This is a genomic window from Streptomyces sp. NPDC107521, from assembly GCF_055598485.1.
Window position 1 is genome coordinate 95,435 of sequence record NZ_JBVKAT010000020.1, and the last position, 16,948, is coordinate 112,382.

A 16,948-nucleotide genomic window follows, 5' to 3' on the forward strand; every position below is an offset into this window, starting at 1 on the left:
AGAGAGGGAGGCGTCATGCCCACCATCGAGATCGACGGGCTCCGCACCCGCTACGAGACCGTCGGGCGGGGACCGGCCCTGCTGATGTTCAGCCCCGGCGGCTTCGACTCCAGTCTGGAGAACTGGACCGTCTTCGGCCGTTACCGGAGTCTCGGCTTCATCGAGGCGCTGTCGCCGCACTACACCTGTGTGGTCTTCGACCGGCGGGAGTCCGGCCGCTCGGGCGGCCGTGTCGAGCGGCTCTCCTGGGACAAGTACGTCGCCCAGGCCGTGGGGCTGCTGGACCATCTCGGCATCGAGCGGGCCCACGCCATGGGCGGCTGCGTCGGCTGTTCCGGTGCCGCCGCGCTGGCGGTCGCGCATCCCGGCCGGGTGGCCGGGATGGTGCTCTTCTCCCCGGCCGGCGGCTACACCTACCGCGCGGCCCAGCAGCGCCGCTTCCACCAGCACCTGGGCTTCGTCATGGAGCACGGGCTGCGGGCGGTCGTCGACCTGGCCCGTTCGAGCGGCGCCGGGTTCAGCAAGGACCCGCGGGTCGGTCCCTGGGCGGCGGTGCTGCGCGGTGACGACGCCTTCGCCGCCGCGTACGCGGCGTCGGACGTGGACCGCTATCTGACGGTCGTCTCCGGCACCTCCCGGGTGCTCTTCGACCGCGACACGGTGCCCGGTGTGGAACCGGAGGACCTGGCGGTGCTCGACGTGCCGGCGCTGATCGTGCCCGGCGAGGACGCCTCGCACACCCGGTCCGCAGCCCGGCACCTCCAGGAGTGCCTGCCGGTCAACGAGTACTGGGACGTTCCGGTCGCCGAGCAGACCCCGGCGGCGTGCGCCGAGCGGGTGCTGGACTTCCTGCGGCGCCACCCCGCCTGACGGGCGGTCGGCCCCGGGGCCCTGCCGGGTGCGGTCGGCGGGTCCCGGGCCGAGGCGTCTCCGCGGCGGACCGGGCCGCCGCCGGGCGGGGTGTGCCGCGGGTCCCCGGGGCCGTGACGGCCGCCCCGGGAACCGGGTCCGAGCGGGAAGTTCTAGGCGGCGGCGTCCAGGACCACCGGGAGGGCGCTGATGTCGTTCCCTATGAAGGAACGTTGCGGCTCCAGCTCCCCGGCGCTCCGGGCGAGGGCCAGCCGGGGGAAGCGGGCGAAGAGGGCCGGCAGGGCGACCTCGGCCTCCAGCCGCGCCAGGGCGGCGCCCAGGCAGTGGTGGATGCCGTAGCCGAACACCAGGTGGTCCTTGTCGGCCCGGTCGATGTCGAAGTCCTCGGGGTTCTCGTGGACGCCCGGGTCCCTGCCGTGGGCGCCGAAGCCGATGATGATGGCCTCGCCCCGGCGGATGACGACGCCCTCGCCGAGGTCGATGTCGGCCGTCGCGTAGCGCAGCGGCAGGTACATGATCGGCGGGTGGAGGCGGAGGGCCTCCTCCGTGACGTCCCTCCAGCGCTCGGGGTGCGCCGTCACCTCCGCCAACTGCGCCGGGTGCGCCAGGATTTCGCGTATGGCGCCGTTGAGCATGGCCACCGCGGTCTCGCTGCCGGCGCCGATCATCAGGATGAGGGTGGAGACCAGCTCGGCGTGGCTGAGCCGGTCCCCGTCCTCCTCGTGGGTGGCCAGCAGCAGGCTGGTCATGTCCTCGCCCGACTCCTCCCGCTTGGAGTCGATGAGCCGCTCCATCGCCGCGTTGAGGTTCCGCATCGTCGCCTCCGCCTCCTCCGCCGAGGCGTTGGTGGCGAGCACCGAGTCGATGACGCACAGCATCTCGTCGCGCTGAGCGACGGGGACGCCGAACAGATCGCAGATCAGACGGGTGGGGACACGGTAGGAGAAGTGCTCGCGCAGGTCGAGGGGCGCGGTGCGTTCCTGGCTCTCCATCCCGTCCAGGAGGTCGGTGACGATGGCCTCCAGGATGGGCCGCATCGCCTCGATGCGACGGGGAGCGAAGGCGCGGCCGACGAGCTGGCGCAGGCGCTTGTGGTCGTCCCCGTCGGAGGTGAACATGCTGACCACGTCGACCCAGGAGTACAGCCACGGTATGGAGCCGGGCGTGTGGCCGGGCCAGGACTTGCGGGCGTCCTTGGACACGTGCGGGTGGATGAGGAGCCGTTTGGCGATGTCTCCGCGGGTGACGGCCCAGGCGACGACGCCGTGGGGCATGCCGACGGGCACTGCGGGTCCCTCGGCCCGCAGTTCGCCGGCCTGGGCGAAGAGACGGCTGCCGCCGCTGCTGTCCAGGTTCACTGTGGGGCTGCTGATCACGAAGTACCTCCTGCGAGAGTGGTGGCGGGAAGACGGTCGTGCGATTTGGGGCGGAAGGTGACGGGCATCGACTGCGGGCACTGGTGGAAGGGGCCGTGGCGGAGCAGGGGTTCGGGGTCGGAGGTGGTCAGGTTCATGTCCCAGAGCTGGTCGAGGACGGTCTCGACCCCCGTCTGCACCATCGTGGTGGCCTGGGAGATGGCGGGGCAGCGGTGCGGTCCGGCCGACCAGGCGAGGTGGCTGCGGTTCTCGTAGCCGAGGCCCTGGGGCAGGGCCGGGTCGGTGTTGGCGGCGGCGTGGGAGATGAGGATCGGGACGCCGCCGGGAACGTGCACACCGTGCAGCACGGTGTCGTAACGCGCGTAGTGGACGGAGAAGTTGGCCATGGGAGACCGCTCCCAGAGGGCCTTCTCCAGGGCGCGGCGCACGGTGAGGGTGCCGGCGGCGAGGTTGCCGGCGTAGTCGTCGTCGCGCAGCAGCAGGTGCAGGGTCCAGGCGGTGCAGGCGGCGACGGGGATGATTCCGGCGCCGACGGCGCAGAAGAGCTGGTTGAGGGCCTCGTCGTCGCTGAGTTCGGCGGCGTGGCCGATCATCCAGGAGGTGAGGTCCTGGCCGGGCCGGACGCGTCGCATCTGGATGAGTTCGTACAGGAGTCCCGCGAAGTCCGTCGCGCCGCGCGCCGCTTCGGGCCCGGCGCTGATGAGGTCCTGGCAGGCGTGGACCATGCGGGCGGTCTTCTCGGGCGGGCAGCCGAGGAGTTCCGCGAAGACCAGCATGGGGAGGATGTCCGCGAAGTCGCCCATCAGGTCCGCGTGGCCCTTGTCGATGATGCGGGCGATCAGGGTCAGGGCGCTGTGCCGGGTGGTCTCCCGGAGCTGGTGGGGGTTGATCCGGGCGAGGCAGTCGTCCATCGCCCAGCGCAGCCGGGCGTGCTGCTCGTCGTCGGTGTAGAGGGCGGAGGGGCGCCAGGCCATCATCCCGAGCACGGGGCTGTGCTCGGGGATCTCCCCGTTGTTCAGGGCCTTCCAGAGGCGGGCGTCCTTGGAATAGGTGCGGGTGTCGTTGAGGAGGGTGACGGCGGCGCGGTGGCGGGTGACGACGAGGGCGTGGACCTGGGGGGCGATCTCGGCCCAGCCGGCCGGGCCCTGGGCGCGCAGCTGCTCGTAGACGGCACGGGGCTGGGCGGCGAAGGCGGGGCCGTGGAGCATGGGGCAGCCGCTCGCCGACAGGGGGGGCGGAGTGGTCACGGGGCGGGCTCCAGGCTCGGGCGGGACAGCAGGTGGGAGATGAGCGCGATGAGGGGGGTCTTCGCGGAGCCCTGGTGGCGGACGTCGCAGAGCACCAGGGGGGTGGAGGGGTGCAGGTCCAGCGCCTGGCGGAGTTCGGCCTCGCTGTAGTTCGGGGAGTTGGCGAAGGTGTTGACGGCGACCACGTAGGGCAGGTCCGCCTCCTCCATCCGGCCCATGGCGTCCCAGGACTCGGTGACCCGGGCGGTGTCGACCAGGACCACTCCGCCGAGGGCGCCCTGCATCAGCTCGTCGATCATGTAGCTGAACCGGGGCTGGCCGGGGCCGCCGAACATGTAGAGCACGATGTCGTCGGTCAGGGTCAGGCGGCCGAAGTCGAGGGCGACCGTCGTGGTGTCCTTGTCCGACAGGCCCTTGAGGGTGTCGACGACCGCGCCGGCCCGGGTCATCCGCTCCTCGGTGGAGGCGGGGCGGATCTCGGAGACCGCGCCGACGAAGGTGGTCTTGCCGACGGCGAAGGGGCCGAGCACGACGATCTTCACCGAGTGGCTGACGCCGGGCGCCAGGTAGTTCCCCTCAGAGCTTCTTGTGGAGTGCATCCAGAATCCTCTCCAGCAGATGCATGTCGTGCTGCTGTGCCGCGGGCACAGGGTTGCGGCTGATCAGGTGGCCGCTGTCGACGAGGGAGGAGACCAGTACCTTCGTGACGGCGGCGGGGAGTTGCAGGTCGGTGCTGACCTCGGCGAGCGACAGGACGCCGGGCAGGCAGTGCTGCATCAGCCGGTGGGAGTGGGAGTCCAGGCCCCGGAGCGGCTTCTCGGGGTCGGCGATCAGGAGGGTGGCCAGGTCCAAGGTGCGGCGGGTGGGTGCGGCCCTGCCCCCGGTCGGGGTGTAGGGGCGCACCATCCCGGCACGTCGGCGGCCGCGCGGCGTCACGCGGACCTGTACGCGGTCCGCTCCCGGGCGGACAGCGCGGGAGCCAGGCCGTTGACGGCCTTGATGGTGGCCCCCGAGGCGACGGCCACCTCGGGGGAGGTCATCTCGGCGGCGACGGCCACCGCGAGTGCCGTGTTGTGTCCGGCGCTGAAGACGAGGATGCAGTGCTCGGGCAGGTCGATGATGACCCTGCGGGGGGTGTTCTGCCCCTCGGGGGCGTCGGCGAGTTCGGCGATGGAGCGGCCGAGGCCGAAGAGGCTGGAGGCGCTGGCGGCGGCGCGTTCGGCCGTGTCGCGGTGGACGGTGTCGGACTGGGCCAGCACCATGCCGTCGGAGCTGAGGAGGACGGCGTTCAGGACGCCCTTCTCCTGGGTGAGACGGTTCAGGACCCAGGACATGTCGTGGGTGTCGGCGGCGGGCTGCTGGTCAGGCACGGTGGTCTCCTTCGAAGGGGTGTCCGGACTCGGTGTCGCGGATCGTCTGCGCCAGACGGGCGAAACTCTCCGAGAACGCGTCGGCGTTGTCCACCGGAGCCGGAGCGCTGCTGCGGGGGGCGGCGGCGGGGCGGGGGGCACGCCTGCGCCGCTGCGGAAGCTGGTTGCCGGAGCCCTGGGCGGAGGGTTCCTGGACGTGGTCGTCGTCCTGGTAGGGGTGGGCCTCGGCGCGGGCCGCGTAGGAGGCGGCGACGGCGCGCTCGGCGGCGGCCTCCTCCTCGGTCGGGCCCTGTCCGAACAGGTCGCGCGGGATGCGCAGGACGGCGCGCACCCCGCCGTACGGGGAGGTGCTGCTGACGTCGGCGGCGAAGCCGTACTCGCCGGCCAGGCGGCCGATGACGGCGAAGCCGAGCTGCCGGGTGTCCTGGAGCGTGGTGACGTCCAGCACGGTGTGCTGGGTCAACTGGGCTGCCGCCTGGGTGCGTTGCGAGGCGTTCATGTTGAGTCCGCCGTCGTCGACGACGATGCAGTACCCGGTCTGGAAGGCCTGCACCTCCACGAAGACCTGGCCGTCGGAGTACGACGTCGCGTTGGACAGCAGTTCCGCCAGGGCGACGGCGACCGGCTCGACGACCCGCCCTTCGAGCCAGGTGCTGCCGGTGGCCTCGTCGTAGGCGTACTTGACCCGCTGGTAGTCGCCGATCCGGCCGCGCGCGGACTCGACGACCTCGCGGAACTCGCAGTCGGCCCGCTGGAGGCCGGGCCACGAACCGGTGAGGATGCGGGTGCGCTGGAGGTACTGCAGGGCCTGGGTCACCAGATGGTCGAAGCCCATGAGGCTCTGGTGGTAGGCGGTGCCCTCCGGGTACCGCTCCATCTCCGCGATGACGTTCATCTGACAGCGGTGGAGCTGGGTCTGCGCCTCGTCGATGATGTCGCGCACGGAGGACCGGGCGGTCCGCCCGACCTGCTCCCGGACCGTGGTGACGGCCTCCTGGAACAGCCCTATCACCGCCTGGTGGCCGAGGTCGACGGAGCCTCCGGCGAGGCGCTCCTGGCTCAGCCCGGGGACCCGCACGCCGTGGTGGCCGCGCGCGAGGGTGTCCATCAGCGCGGGCATCCGGGCGTCGGCGAAGTGCCGGACCTCGGTCTCGACGGCGCGGTTGTAGTCGACGGCCGCGTCCCGCTGCTCCTCCATCGCGCGCTGGTGGTCCAGGGCCGAGCCGCACCGCTTCTCGAGCAGGGCGATCTGGGCGGCCTGGGTGCGTTTGGCGCGGGTCTGGACCATCAGACCGGCCGATGCGGCGGCCAGTCCGGCGCCGAGCAGCGCGCTTACGGTCACTGAGGGATCGAACACGTCATGTCCTCACAGGAAGGGGAGACCGGTGCGGGGCGTCCGGGGCACCGCACTCGGGGGGCGCCGTCGGGGGCACGGTCGTCCCGGGGGTCGGCGTCATCGTCCGGACACCGCCGGCCGTCGGACGCGGGGGGCGCGGGAGGCCGTGGGGGTGGCGGCCGGGGGGAGTTGTCCGGGACGGAGCGGGACGGGCGGGGCGGTGGCGGCGCCGTCCGCGGTACCGGGCGGTACCCGCGTGTCCGGTGGTGTGGGGGCGCCGGTGGTGACCCGGTGCCCGCGCCGTCCCGACGGCCGTGCGGGAGCCTCCCGGCCCCGGAGGGACCGGGGCGAGGAGGGGAGCGCCGTACGGCCGTCAGCCCTGGGGGCGGGCGGGGGTATGGGCGCGTGGGGCGAGGGCATGGCGGGTTCCTTGGCTGTGGGGCTGGGGGTGTGAGCGGCTGGGGTGGACGGGGAGGAGCGCTGCCCCGTCCGTGTTCGGGGCCGGGCGGTTCCCGCGGGTGGCGCGGCGAGCGGTGCCGGGAGCGGCCGGACCGGGGCGGGCGGGCCCGTGCCGCCGCCGGTTCCCGGCAGGGGCCGGGGGCCCGTGCCGGCGCGCGGCGCGGAGGGACGGCCACGGCGGGGTGGCGCACCGGTCCGGGCCCCGGTGCCGCGCGGTCCCGGCGCGGAGGTGGACCCGGCGGTGGCCGGTGGCCTCCGGAACGGCACGGGGGCGGCCCTCAGCGGGAAGGGGCCGCCGACGCGGGGACGCCGTCCGGGCACGACCCCCGCGCCGGCCGCAGGGGGAGCCGGCTCCGCTCACCGCGTCCCGGACACACCGCTGCGCGGGCCCGGGGCGGCCCGTCGTGGTGTGCGCGCGGGGGGAGGCGCGGTGCGCAGGGAGGAGGCGCGGGGTCCGCGTGGGCCGGCGGTGGGCGCCCCGCCCGCTGCCGGTGCCGTCGTGGTGCGGGGCGGGGAACGGGTCGGCGTCCTGGTCCGGGGCCGCCGGACCACTCCGGCGGTCGCCCGGGGCTGGGGCGGACGCCCGGTCCGCCGCGGGCGGGCGGAGCCGCCGGTGGCACGGGGCGGCGGGGCCGCGGTGGCGGCCGGTGGCCGCGGTGCGCGGGTGGAAGGGGTCCTGCGGTAAGTGCGGGGGAACGTCCCGGATCCTCATGCGGGCACCTCCGGACCGCCGAGCACGCGTGCGCGTACCGGGCGGGGGCCGGCCGCGACGGTCCTCCGCCGGGTCCTGCCCCGAGTTTCCCGGAGATCGCTCGGGTGGACGCCGCCCGCGTTCCGGGCGGGCACGCCGGCCGGTCCGGCGGGCGGTGGGGACGGGACTTCTGTGAGCATCGCACTATTCCTTGCGGGAGCCCGGTTCTCCTCCGCGCTGGGGGGCGGTGGCGGGATCACTGCGGTCATCGGGTCGTACAGGGCGGGGGCGGGCGGTCCGCGCTCAACGGGGGCAGGGGGTGACCCCGTGGGGGAACGCGGTGGCGCGGCGGGCGGGAGCCGGTCCGGCGGTTGCCTCCGGCACCTTCCGGGCTCCGGTCCGCCCCTGAGGGGGGCGGGGCATGCGTGGTGGCTCCGTCACGGACCTGTTCCGTGCGGAGACCGGGGACGCCGGGCCGCGGGGCACGGCACGAGGCGGGCACCGGCCCGCCGTGCCGCGCGGAGCGTTCATGAGACGGCCTCCGCGGTCGGGGGCAGTCCGGCCGGGCCGCGCAGATGGAGGATGGTGCCGATCTCCTCGTACAGGGCCTCCATCTGATCGGCCGTCAGGATCAGCGCCAGGTCCTCCACTCGCTGCGTCCCGCGCATGAGGCTCAGCGGGACGGCGAACCGGCCGGCCTGGGTGTGGTGGAGCGGCGAGTCTTCCGCGCGCTCCACTCGCCAGGCAGGTAAGAACGCGGTGGAAGGCCCATCCGGCGGGTGACCCTTCGTCATGGCTCCACAGCTTAGGGTCATCCGCCGGGACGGACCCTGAATCCGGTTCAGGGCTGAGCGGGATTCAGGGCGGGGATGGCCAGTTAACGATCACGCGGCGACACCGATGTGACCCGCCACGGTCCGCAGGGCATCACGGAACAGGGGCCGTTCCCGCTTCAGCAGCTCGGTCACGGCTTCTCTCACCAATGGCGAGAAAACGATCTCTTCCGGCGACTGGTCCATCAACTTGGTCAGCACATGCACCGTCGCGTAGTCGTCGCGCTGGATGCGGTTGCAGTTCATGACCTCGATCAGGTAGCGCGTACGGCGCTCCAGCGGCAGCCGGGGGTTGATCTCCACCGTGTCCGCCAGCCGCAGGGCCTCGCTCGCGTTGCCCTCCTCGGCGGTCAGATGGACCTCGTGCATCGCCACGTTGTCCGGCCCGAAGCAGGTGTGCCAGTCGTTGCGGCCCGAACCGACGCGCGCGACGGCCGACTTGGCTCCCCGGTAGAGGTCCCAGGCAGCGGGTCCCTTGGTGGCGCGCGCCGCGGCGACGGCGGCCTGCAGGTGCAGCGCGCCGTGCACCGACCAGTGCTCCCGGGACGACGAGTCGCCGGGGGCGCAGGTCGCGATCGTCGCCCGCGCCAGCTCGACGCTGTCGCGCACTTCGCCGACGGAGGTGAGGACGCAGGAGAGGTTCCAGGCGGCGGCCTCGATGAGGGCCGGGTCGCCCGCGCTGTCGGCGAGCGACAGTCCGCGGTCGGCGGCGACCCGGGCGAGGGTCGGCTCCCCCACCCGGCGCAGCCATATCTGCATGAGGCTGTAGAGGCGGACGAGTTGGCGCAGCGCCGTCCGCTCGTCGGCGCCGGAGGCGGCGGCCCGCAGCACGGCGTTCCCCTGCCGCAGCAGCAGCGGAATGCGGGCGCCGACGTCCTGGTACCGGCCCTTGGACTGGGTCTCGTAGATCTTCCACGCCGCGTCGACATCCCTTTCGAACGCCCGGGCGCAGAGCGGGCCGGCGACGGGGGGCACGACGGAGGACGGCAGGGAGAGGGCGCCGCGGATCGCGGGAACGTGTTCGTGCTCCGTGTCGAGGCGCGCTCCGACGCCGGACAGGAATCCGCCCGTGAGGTTTTCCAGGGTGCAGCGCAGAACCCTCGCGAGATCCAGGAGCAGCGAAAGCTTGTCGACGGGGATCTGTTCGTGCTCGACCTTGTAGACCCAGTTCTCCGAGCGGCCGATCAACTCCCCGAGGCCCCTTTGCGAGATGCCGCGCCGTTCGCGGAAGTACTTGACTCTTTGCCCGATACTGAACAAAGATCGTGCACTTAACATGATTTGGTCTGTCCTCCGTGGGAGCGAAGCAATCGGGGCCAGCGTAGGGCAGTCGGCGGGCCGAAGAACCCGTGCCGACCGCCTTTTCCCCGGCGGAGGACGCTGCGAGGTCTCCCGGCCACGGCGGCGGGCGGCCGACCCGTGTTCCGCGTCTCGCAAGGAGTTCCATTTTGCTCTCCTCCTACCGCGGCCTGATCCTCGACTTCGGCGGGGTCCTCACCACGTGCATGCGGCTGAACGGACAGGCATTCGAGCGGTCCGAAGGCCTTGAACCCGGCGCCTACTTCCACGCCCTGGGCGAGCATCCCGAGGGCTCGGCGGTCTACGCCCGGCTCGAGGTCGGCGAGGCCACCCAGAAGGAGTGGAACGAGGTGATCGGCGGCATCCTCGGCATCGACCCGACCGACCTCATGCGCCGGGCGCTCGCCCGCCTCCGCCCCGAGCGGGCCATCGTGGCGGCGGCGGACCGGGCGCGCGCCGCGGGCGTCAAGGTGGCGCTGCTCTCGAACAGCTTCGGCCTGGACCCGTACAACCCCTACGAGGCGCTGGGCATGGGCGAGGACGCGTTCGACGCGGTGATCCTCTCCGAGCGCGAGGGCGTCCGCAAGCCCTCGGACCCGATCTACCGGCGGGCACTGGACGCACTGGGCCTGACCGGGCCGGAATGCGTGTTCGTCGACGACCACGCCCGCAATCTCCCGCCGGCGGAGCGGCTCGGAATCCGCACCATCCATCACACGGCGGATCCCGGGGCGACGGCGGCGCGGCTCGACGCGCTGCTGGAGAGCAGGGCGGCTTGACGCGGATTCCGGCGGCACCGCGCGCATTCCCCGGGTGAATCCGGTGCGGTGATCCGATTCCGGGGACCGTCGCGCGCGGGGCCCGGCCGGGGCGAAAGGGGAATGATCTCCTCACTTCCCCTCCGTGGTTCCGGAGGGGAATCCCCTTCATCTCACGGGCGGGGTGCGGAAGATGTCCGCACCCCGGCTCGGACTGTCTTTGCCTTTCCGGCGGAACCCACCAGATCCGGTTCCGCTTCAATCGGCGACCCCTCCCCCGATCGTTCGGAAAATGGTTTCTCCACACCCCTCACCGAACGGTTCGCGCAAGAGCGTCGGCCGGAGCGGCCACCGGGGAAACGTCACCTGTTTGTCGAGGGACGTTCATATTCCGACGGCGGACCGAGGGAGATCCGCCGTCGGAGCGTTCCCGGTGATTCCCGGCGCGGGGGCGTGGTGCGCCACGACCACGGCGCGGGACACCCGGAATTCCCGTACGCCCGGGGGCGGGGAGGCGTGATCGCGTACGAGGACCCCGTGACCGTCCGGCGGCGGGGGCGCACGGCGGTCCCGGCCATGGCGCCGGCGCACCGCCCCGGCGTCCGGCCCCGGGACGGACGGCGCCGCGGGCCGAGCGGGGACGCTTCAGCGGGTCACCGCCGACGGGCGCGGGCGGACGCGTGACCGGGCGTGCGCGCGGGGCTTCCCGGCCGGTCAGGGCCGGCCCGCGCCGCGGGCGCCCTGCTCCTCCTCCCAGCGCTTCCAGAGCACCGGCATCTCCTTGGCCAGCCACGCGTAGAAGTCGTGCATGGTCCGCAGCCGCTCCTTGCGGTGCGCCGGGGCGTCCCGCAGGATGCGCAGCCCCTGTTCCGTGATGTCGACGAACGACTGGTAGTGCTCGGCCTGGCTCTTGGCGAGCACCGGCCACACGCCTTCCTTGATCCGGTAGTAGTCCCGGCGCTCCCCGGGGCGGGAGATCTTCTCCACCATGCCGCTGGGCACCAGGAAGCGCGTCGCCGCGCTGACCGACCCCTTGCTGGCCCGGAGCACCTCGACCAGGTCCCCGGCGGTCTGCTCCACCGGATCGCAGATCAGCAGCCAGGCGAGCACCCGCCCGGCCATCCGGAACAACCCCTGCCGCTCAAGGCTGATCGCGGCCTCCTCCACGAAGGCCAGCTCTTCCTCGGTGGCGGGCGGCCGGCCCGGTGCGCTCTGTTCCATTCGTTCAGGATACCCCGAACACTGGGAACCGGCCGGTCCCACCGGGTGCCCTCAGCCGCGGCCGCACCGCCCCGCCCGGCTCCGGCGGCCCGCGCCGTGCCTCCCGGGGCCGGGGCCGAGACCGGGACCAGGGCCGGGTCCTTCGCATTCCCTGCGCTTTCTTGCCCTTTGCCTTGCCTTGCCCTGATACACGGCTTGCACGGACCTTCGTAACGTCACAGCGAGTGCAGCAGACCGTCGTCCCCGACGCGAAGGACCCCCATGCCCCGACCGCCCGCTCCGCGCTCCCCCCTGCCCGCCGCCGGCCTGGCCGGACGGCTGGGCGTCTATCTGGCCGGCTGCGCCGTGTTCGCCGCGGGAGCCACCCTGTTCATCCACTCCGACCTCGGCACCGACCCCCTGGACGTGCTCGCCCTGGGACTCAAGGAGCACCTCCCCCTCACCATCGGCATCGCCCAGGCCGGGATCGCCGTGGTGTGCATCGCCGTGTGGGCCGCCTGGAACCGGCGGCGCCCGGTCGTGGCCCCGTTCGTCACCTTCTTCCTCTGCGGAAGCCTGATCGACCTGATGCTGCTCGCCGACCTGTCGCCGGCCGGGAACGTCCCGTCCCTCGTGGCCGCGGTGCCGCTGTGCGCCTACGGCAGCGCACTGATCATCATGAGCGGCATCGGCATCCGGGCCATGGACCTCGTCGTCATCTCCATGACCCTGCGGTGGAGATGGCCGTTCTGGGCGGCCAAGGCGGGCGTGGAGGCCGTGCTGCTCGCGGCCGGGTTCCTGCTCGGCGGTCCGGTCGGCATCGGGACGCTGTGCTTCCTGGTCTTCGTCGACGGTCTGATCCAGCCCTGCATGGCGCTCAACCACCGGGTGCTGCGGCTGCGCAACCACGGCCTGTCCGACGATCCGGCGCGCGGCGCACGGGCACGACAAATGTCGGGCAGCTCTCCGTGAGGGTTGCCTGGACTGCATCCCAGCGGCGAATGAAGCGGAATGCGAAGCGCACGTCAGCTACGAGAAAGGTGAGGGAAAAGTGCCAGTACAGAGCGATGGTGATCGCCCGTCAGCGATCGGTGGGAATGCTTGCGGAATCTCCCGGGCGCCACTCGCGGACACCTTGACCGGTCATTCGGGGCGCCAATACTTGAGCGCATGACCGAAAAGACCGAGGGTGCCCTCTCCGAGCGCTCGACCCTCACCGAGGCCGAGAAGTCCTTCGTCCACAAGATCGCCGAGCACTACCACATCACCGACGGAATGGAGTGGGAGCGCGGCTACGTCATCGGCTGGATGATCATCAACTACCCGGCGAAGCAGAGCGCCGACGAGATCGCCCGGACGCTGGACATCCCCCGGGAGCCGGTGGACTGGATCGCCGACCTGCTGACCCCGCCGGGCGTCTACAGCCGGGAGCCGATCCCCGGCGGCGACGACTACCACCTCACCCTCAACGACGGCGCGTGGCCCAACGCCGTGGAGCACTCCTTCCGCCGGATACCCGAGTTCCACGCGGCGGTCCAGCACGGCCTGGACGTCCTCAAGGACCAGCCGGAGGAGCGGCTGGAGCGGCTGCGGCGGATGGAGCGGCTGTACGGCGTCATCTCCCGCAAGCTGGAGGGCGTCTTCGACGTCTTCGAGGAGCACCGCAACGCGGCGGCGAACTGATCCGGCCCGCCGGGTCGTCGCCCGGGCGCTCCCGGACGGCCCGCCGGGGGCGCCGCGCCGGGCCCCGCCCCGCGCGTCCGGGACGGGCCACCGCCCGCGCCCGCCTCCCGGAGGGCGGCGGGGGACGGTGACCGGACCGGCCCGCGCCGTCCTGAGCGGGACGGACGTCCACCTGTGGACGGCGTCCCTCGCGGGACGGGACGGCCGCCCCGCCGGAACGGACGCGCACGAGCGGTTCCTGTCACCGGAGGAACGCGACCGGGCGGAACGGTTCCACTTCGCCCGGGACCGGGCGCAGTACGTCCTGGCGCGCTCGCTGGTCCGCCGCTGTCTGTCCCGGTACGCCGATCTCGCGCCCGGGGAGTGGGAGTTCGAGTCCAATGCGTACGGAAAGCCGTCCGTGCACCGCCGGCTGGGTCTCGACCTCGACTTCAACCTGTCGCACTCGCGCGGCATGTGCCTGCTCGGTGTCGCCCGGGGCCGCGCGGTCGGGGTGGACGTCGAGCGGGACGACCCGCGGATCTCCCTGCCCGGCCTGGTCCACCGGGTGATGTCCGAATCCGAGACGGAGGAGCTGCGCCGGCTGCCCGCGCGGGAGTGGAAGGCCCGGTTCCTGGAGGCGTGGGTGTTCAAGGAGGCGTATGTGAAGGCCCGGGGGCGGGGCCTCTCGCTGCCGCTGCGGGACGTCTCCGTCCTGTTCTCCGGCGGCGGGGGCGGTCCACGGCTCGTGCTCGGGCCCTCACTGGCGGACCGGCCCGACCGCTGGCGCTACGGCTCCGTCCGGATGCCCGCCGGGTTCCACGCGGCGGTGTGCGTGGCGGGGCGGGCGGACGAGCCGCTGCGGTTCGCCCTGCGCGAGGCCCCGCCGCCGTAGGGGGCGTACGGCCCGGTGCCGCGTGGCGTCCGTCCGGCTGTCCTGGCGCGGCGGGCCCGGTGCGGGGTGTCCCCGGTGGGCTCGCCCGGTGCGGGGGTCCCTGTGGGGCGTGGTCAGGCGCGACCGTGCGGTGGTCCCGCCGTCCGGTGCCCAGGCCGCCGGGGCGTCCCGGGCTGCCGCGCGCCGCACCCGCACCGGCCTCGCGCCGGGTGTCCGGGCGCCGCCGATCGGCGTCCGTGTCCGTCCCGTCGTCCTCGTCCCCCGTCGTCCTCGTCCCCGTCGCCCCGTTCCCTCCCCGTCATCGACCGTCGTCCCTCATGGAGGACTCCCTTGCTCTCGCCCGACGCCACGTCAGGTCCGCGGGCCGCCGTGCCCCGGCCCGGTCCTCGGCCGGAGGACCTCGGCAGCGCGGAATTCCGTGCCGACCACGGCGTCGCCTACGCGTACGCCTCGGGGTCGATGTACAAGGCCATCGCCTCCGTCGAACTGGTGGTCCGCATGGGCCGGGCGGGGCTCCTCGGCTACTTCGGCGCGGGCGGCCTCGCACCGGACGAGCTCGACGCGGGGCTGCGGCGCATCCGCGCCGGGCTCGGCGCCGGGCGGCCCTTCGGGGTCAACCTCCTCGCCTCCCGTCCGGACCGCGAGGAGCGCACCGTCGACGCTCTCCTCGCGCACGGCGTGGAACGGATCGAGGCCGCCTCGTTCGTGCGGATCACACCCGCGCTGGTGCGCTACCGGCTGACGGGCGCGCGCCTCGCCGCCGACGGCACCGTGCGCACCCCGCACCGGATCCTGGCGAAGGTGTCCCGCCAGGAGGTGGCCCGCGCGTTCCTGTCCGCGCCGCCCCCGGCGATGGTGCGCGAGCTGGCCACCGCGGGCCGCATCAGCGAGCGGGAGGCGCGGCTCGCCCCGTCGGTCGTCATGTGCGACGACCTCTGCGCGGAGGCGGACTCCGGCGGCCACACCGACCAGCGTCCGCTCACCGCCCTGCTGCCCGCGCTCCTCGCCCTGCGCGACCGGGAGGCACCGGGTGCCGCCGGGACACGGCGGGTCCGGGTCGGCGCGGCGGGCGGCATCGGCACTCCCGAGGGGGCCGCCGCCGCCTTCGTGATGGGTGCCGACTTCGTGCTGACCGGCAGCGTCAACCAGTGCACCGTGGAGGCGGGCACCTCGGACGCCGCCAAGGACCTGCTCCAGCGCGCCCAGGTGCAGGACACCGCGCTGGTGCCCGCCGGGGACATGTTCGAACTGGGTGCCAGGGCGCAGGTGCTGCGCCGGGGCCTGTTCTTCCCGGCCCGGGCGAACAAGCTCTACGAGCTGTGGCTGCGGCACGGGTCGCTGGACGACCTCGATCCCGCGACGGCGGACCACGTCCAGCGGCGCATCCTCGGCAGGACCTTCGACGAGGTGTGGCAGGAGGTGCGGGCCCGCTACGCCGCCACCCGCCCGTCCGTGGTCGAGCGCGCCGAGGCGGACCCGAAGCGCCGGATGGCGCTGGTCTTCACCTGGTACTTCGCCCGGGCGACCCGGGCCGCCATGGAGGGTGACACGGACCGCCGCGTCGACTTCCAGATCCCGTGCGGGCCGGCGCTCGGGGCACTCAACGAGCGGCTGCGCGGCACGGACCGGGAGGACTGGCGCGCCCGCCACCCGGACGACCTCGCCCGGCTGATCATGACCGGCGCGGCCGACCTGCTCGCCCGCGCCGCCCGCCCCGCCGCCCCGCACCGGCCGCACGCCGCGGCCTAGGGTCTTTCGTTCGGGTCGGGCCGGATCGGGGAGCGGGGTCCGGCGCCATGCGTCGCGAGGCGGAGGAGGGAGCCGGGGCGGAGCCCCGGCGACCGACGACAACGCGGCGAGGTGCGGCGCCAGGGCCCGCGAGCCCGGCGTGATCCAAACGAGAGGCCCTAAACCCGCCCGCGCGCCGCGGTCCGCGTCCGCCGCCGTCCGCTTCCGCCGACGGGCCGCGGCGGTCCCGGCCGAAGGGCCGTCCACGCCCACCCCGCCCGTCCCCCGCGACCGGCCCCCAGCCCCCCATCTTCCCTTGGGAGAACCGGACATGACGCTCATCCACGTGTTCCCCGGCCAGGGCTCGCACCGCCCCGGCATCGGCCGGGACCTCTTCCCGAAATTCCCCCACCTGGTGCGCCAGGCCGACTCGGTCCTCGGCCGCTCCCTCGCTGACCTGTGTCTCAACGCCTCCCCCCGCGAGCTGACCGACACCCGGAACACCCAGACCGCGATGTACGCCGTGAGCGCGCTGGCCTATCTGGACACCGTCCGCGAGACGGGCCTGGTGCCGGACGTGGTCGCCGGCCACAGCCTCGGCGAGTACGTGGCGCTGTTCGCGGCGGGGACCTTCGACTTTCTGACCGGTCTCGAAATCGTGCTGCGCCGGGGCGAGTTGATGGCCAGGGCGCCGGAGGGCGGCATGGCCGCGGTGATGGGCGTCGACGAGGGGCGCATCCGGGAGATCCTCGCCGAACGGGCTCCGGAGGTCGACGTCGCCAATCTCAACGCGCCCGACCAGACGGTCGTCTCCGGTCCCCGCGAGGAGATCGCCCGGCTCCGGGAGGTCTTCGGCGGCGAGGCGGGGGCGGTGGTGCCGCTGAACGTGGGCGGGGCCTTCCACTCCCGCCGGATGGCCGGCGCCGCCGCCGAGTTCGGCGGCTTCCTCGCCCAGTACCGGCTGTCACCGCCCCGGATCGAGGTCATCTCGAACGTGACCGCCCGGCCGTACGGCGGGGACGACCCCGCCACCCTGCTCACCCGCCAGATCACCGCCCCGGTGCGCTGGTCGGACACCGTCGCGCATCTGCTGGAGCGGCCCGGTCCGGAGTTCCGGGAGGTCGGGCCCGGCCGGGTGCTGACCGGGCTCATCGCCCGGGTCACGGCCCGGCACCCGGCACTGTCCGCCCCCGCCTGACCCCACGAGCGAGCGAGTCGAGAGGC

General features: G+C 73.5%; 16 protein-coding genes. 7 read left to right on the forward strand and 9 right to left on the reverse strand.

Going from position 1 to position 16,948, the window contains the following annotated elements:
• The first annotated feature begins 15 nt into the window (after positions 1-15).
• Positions 16-870, forward strand: coding sequence for an alpha/beta fold hydrolase (locus ACZ7LB_RS25825; RefSeq protein ID WP_471471603.1), 855 nt, complete (start codon positions 16-18; stop codon positions 868-870).
• Between the two features lie 152 nt (positions 871-1,022).
• On the opposite strand, the gene ACZ7LB_RS25830 is transcribed toward ACZ7LB_RS25825, so the two are convergent.
• The 8 genes from ACZ7LB_RS25830 to ACZ7LB_RS25865 all read right to left on the reverse strand — a co-directional run bounded on the left by ACZ7LB_RS25830 (position 1,023) and on the right by ACZ7LB_RS25865 (position 9,442).
• Positions 1,023-2,243 (reverse strand): cytochrome P450 family protein, encoded by a 1,221-nt coding sequence (locus ACZ7LB_RS25830; protein ID WP_471471631.1) that lies wholly within the window; start codon positions 2,241-2,243, stop codon positions 1,023-1,025.
• The gene (locus ACZ7LB_RS25835) at positions 2,243-3,493 is read right to left on the reverse strand and encodes a cytochrome P450 family protein (RefSeq protein WP_471471604.1); all 1,251 of its coding nucleotides are present in this window, start codon (positions 3,491-3,493) and stop codon (positions 2,243-2,245) included. Before ACZ7LB_RS25835 ends, ACZ7LB_RS25830 begins: the two co-directional genes overlap by 1 nt.
• Positions 3,490-4,092: a GTP-binding protein gene (locus ACZ7LB_RS25840; protein ID WP_161228349.1), complete on the reverse strand. Its 603-nt coding sequence runs from the start codon at positions 4,090-4,092 to the stop codon at positions 3,490-3,492. The genes ACZ7LB_RS25835 and ACZ7LB_RS25840 overlap by 4 nt, the downstream gene beginning before the upstream one ends.
• Positions 4,070-4,399 carry a DUF742 domain-containing protein gene (locus tag ACZ7LB_RS25845; protein ID WP_202551636.1) on the reverse strand — a complete coding sequence of 110 codons (330 nt, stop codon included), beginning with the start codon at positions 4,397-4,399 and terminating at the stop codon, positions 4,070-4,072. The genes ACZ7LB_RS25840 and ACZ7LB_RS25845 overlap by 23 nt, the downstream gene beginning before the upstream one ends.
• 26 nt (positions 4,400-4,425) lie before the next feature.
• Positions 4,426-4,863, reverse strand: coding sequence for a roadblock/LC7 domain-containing protein (locus ACZ7LB_RS25850; RefSeq protein ID WP_265291753.1), 438 nt, complete (start codon positions 4,861-4,863; stop codon positions 4,426-4,428).
• Positions 4,856-6,205: a histidine kinase gene (locus ACZ7LB_RS25855; protein WP_471471605.1), complete on the reverse strand. Its 1,350-nt coding sequence runs from the start codon at positions 6,203-6,205 to the stop codon at positions 4,856-4,858. The genes ACZ7LB_RS25850 and ACZ7LB_RS25855 overlap by 8 nt, the downstream gene beginning before the upstream one ends.
• A gap of 1,671 nt (positions 6,206-7,876) precedes the next feature.
• Positions 7,877-8,086: a hypothetical protein gene (locus ACZ7LB_RS25860; protein WP_265291755.1), complete on the reverse strand. Its 210-nt coding sequence runs from the start codon at positions 8,084-8,086 to the stop codon at positions 7,877-7,879.
• A gap of 147 nt (positions 8,087-8,233) precedes the next feature.
• Positions 8,234-9,442: a helix-turn-helix domain-containing protein gene (locus tag ACZ7LB_RS25865; RefSeq protein ID WP_471471606.1), complete on the reverse strand. Its 1,209-nt coding sequence runs from the start codon at positions 9,440-9,442 to the stop codon at positions 8,234-8,236.
• A gap of 188 nt (positions 9,443-9,630) precedes the next feature.
• On the opposite strand from ACZ7LB_RS25865, the gene ACZ7LB_RS25870 reads away from it, so the two are divergent.
• A complete protein-coding gene (locus ACZ7LB_RS25870) occupies positions 9,631-10,260 on the forward strand; it encodes an HAD-IA family hydrolase (RefSeq protein ID WP_471471607.1) in 630 nt (209 codons plus the stop codon).
• 693 nt (positions 10,261-10,953) lie between these two features.
• On the opposite strand, the gene ACZ7LB_RS25875 is transcribed toward ACZ7LB_RS25870, so the two are convergent.
• A complete protein-coding gene (locus ACZ7LB_RS25875) occupies positions 10,954-11,460 on the reverse strand; it encodes a GbsR/MarR family transcriptional regulator (RefSeq protein WP_471471608.1) in 507 nt (168 codons plus the stop codon).
• A gap of 261 nt (positions 11,461-11,721) precedes the next feature.
• Between ACZ7LB_RS25875 and ACZ7LB_RS25880 the strand changes: the two genes are divergently transcribed.
• The 5 genes from ACZ7LB_RS25880 to fabD all read left to right on the forward strand — a co-directional run bounded on the left by ACZ7LB_RS25880 (position 11,722) and on the right by fabD (position 16,922).
• Positions 11,722-12,411 (forward strand): YczE/YyaS/YitT family protein, encoded by a 690-nt coding sequence (locus tag ACZ7LB_RS25880; RefSeq protein ID WP_471471609.1) that lies wholly within the window; start codon positions 11,722-11,724, stop codon positions 12,409-12,411.
• 198 nt (positions 12,412-12,609) lie between these two features.
• Positions 12,610-13,122 carry a hypothetical protein gene (locus ACZ7LB_RS25885; protein WP_161228342.1) on the forward strand — a complete coding sequence of 171 codons (513 nt, stop codon included), beginning with the start codon at positions 12,610-12,612 and terminating at the stop codon, positions 13,120-13,122.
• Positions 13,123-13,249: 127 nt separating this feature from the next.
• Complete coding sequence (locus ACZ7LB_RS25890; protein WP_471471610.1) at positions 13,250-13,996, forward strand: 4'-phosphopantetheinyl transferase family protein; 747 nt, start codon at positions 13,250-13,252, stop codon at positions 13,994-13,996.
• 330 nt (positions 13,997-14,326) lie between these two features.
• Positions 14,327-15,745, forward strand: coding sequence for a PfaD family polyunsaturated fatty acid/polyketide biosynthesis protein (locus ACZ7LB_RS25895; RefSeq protein WP_471471611.1), 1,419 nt, complete (start codon positions 14,327-14,329; stop codon positions 15,743-15,745).
• 310 nt (positions 15,746-16,055) lie between these two features.
• Positions 16,056-16,922 carry an ACP S-malonyltransferase gene (gene fabD, locus ACZ7LB_RS25900; RefSeq protein ID WP_471471612.1) on the forward strand — a complete coding sequence of 289 codons (867 nt, stop codon included), beginning with the start codon at positions 16,056-16,058 and terminating at the stop codon, positions 16,920-16,922.
• Positions 16,923-16,948 lie beyond the last annotated feature (26 nt).

Coding starts and splice junctions, on each gene's coding strand:
- ACZ7LB_RS25825 (WP_471471603.1), top strand. CDS start 16: ATGCCCACCATCGAGATCGACGGGCTCCGCACCCGCTACGAGACCGTC.
- ACZ7LB_RS25840 (WP_161228349.1), bottom strand. CDS start 4,092: ATGCACTCCACAAGAAGCTCTGAGGGGAACTACCTGGCGCCCGGCGTC.
- ACZ7LB_RS25845 (WP_202551636.1), bottom strand. CDS start 4,399: ATGGTGCGCCCCTACACCCCGACCGGGGGCAGGGCCGCACCCACCCGC.
- ACZ7LB_RS25875 (WP_471471608.1), bottom strand. CDS start 11,460: ATGGAACAGAGCGCACCGGGCCGGCCGCCCGCCACCGAGGAAGAGCTG.
- ACZ7LB_RS25880 (WP_471471609.1), top strand. CDS start 11,722: ATGCCCCGACCGCCCGCTCCGCGCTCCCCCCTGCCCGCCGCCGGCCTG.
- ACZ7LB_RS25885 (WP_161228342.1), top strand. CDS start 12,610: ATGACCGAAAAGACCGAGGGTGCCCTCTCCGAGCGCTCGACCCTCACC.
- fabD (WP_471471612.1), top strand. CDS start 16,056: ATGACGCTCATCCACGTGTTCCCCGGCCAGGGCTCGCACCGCCCCGGC.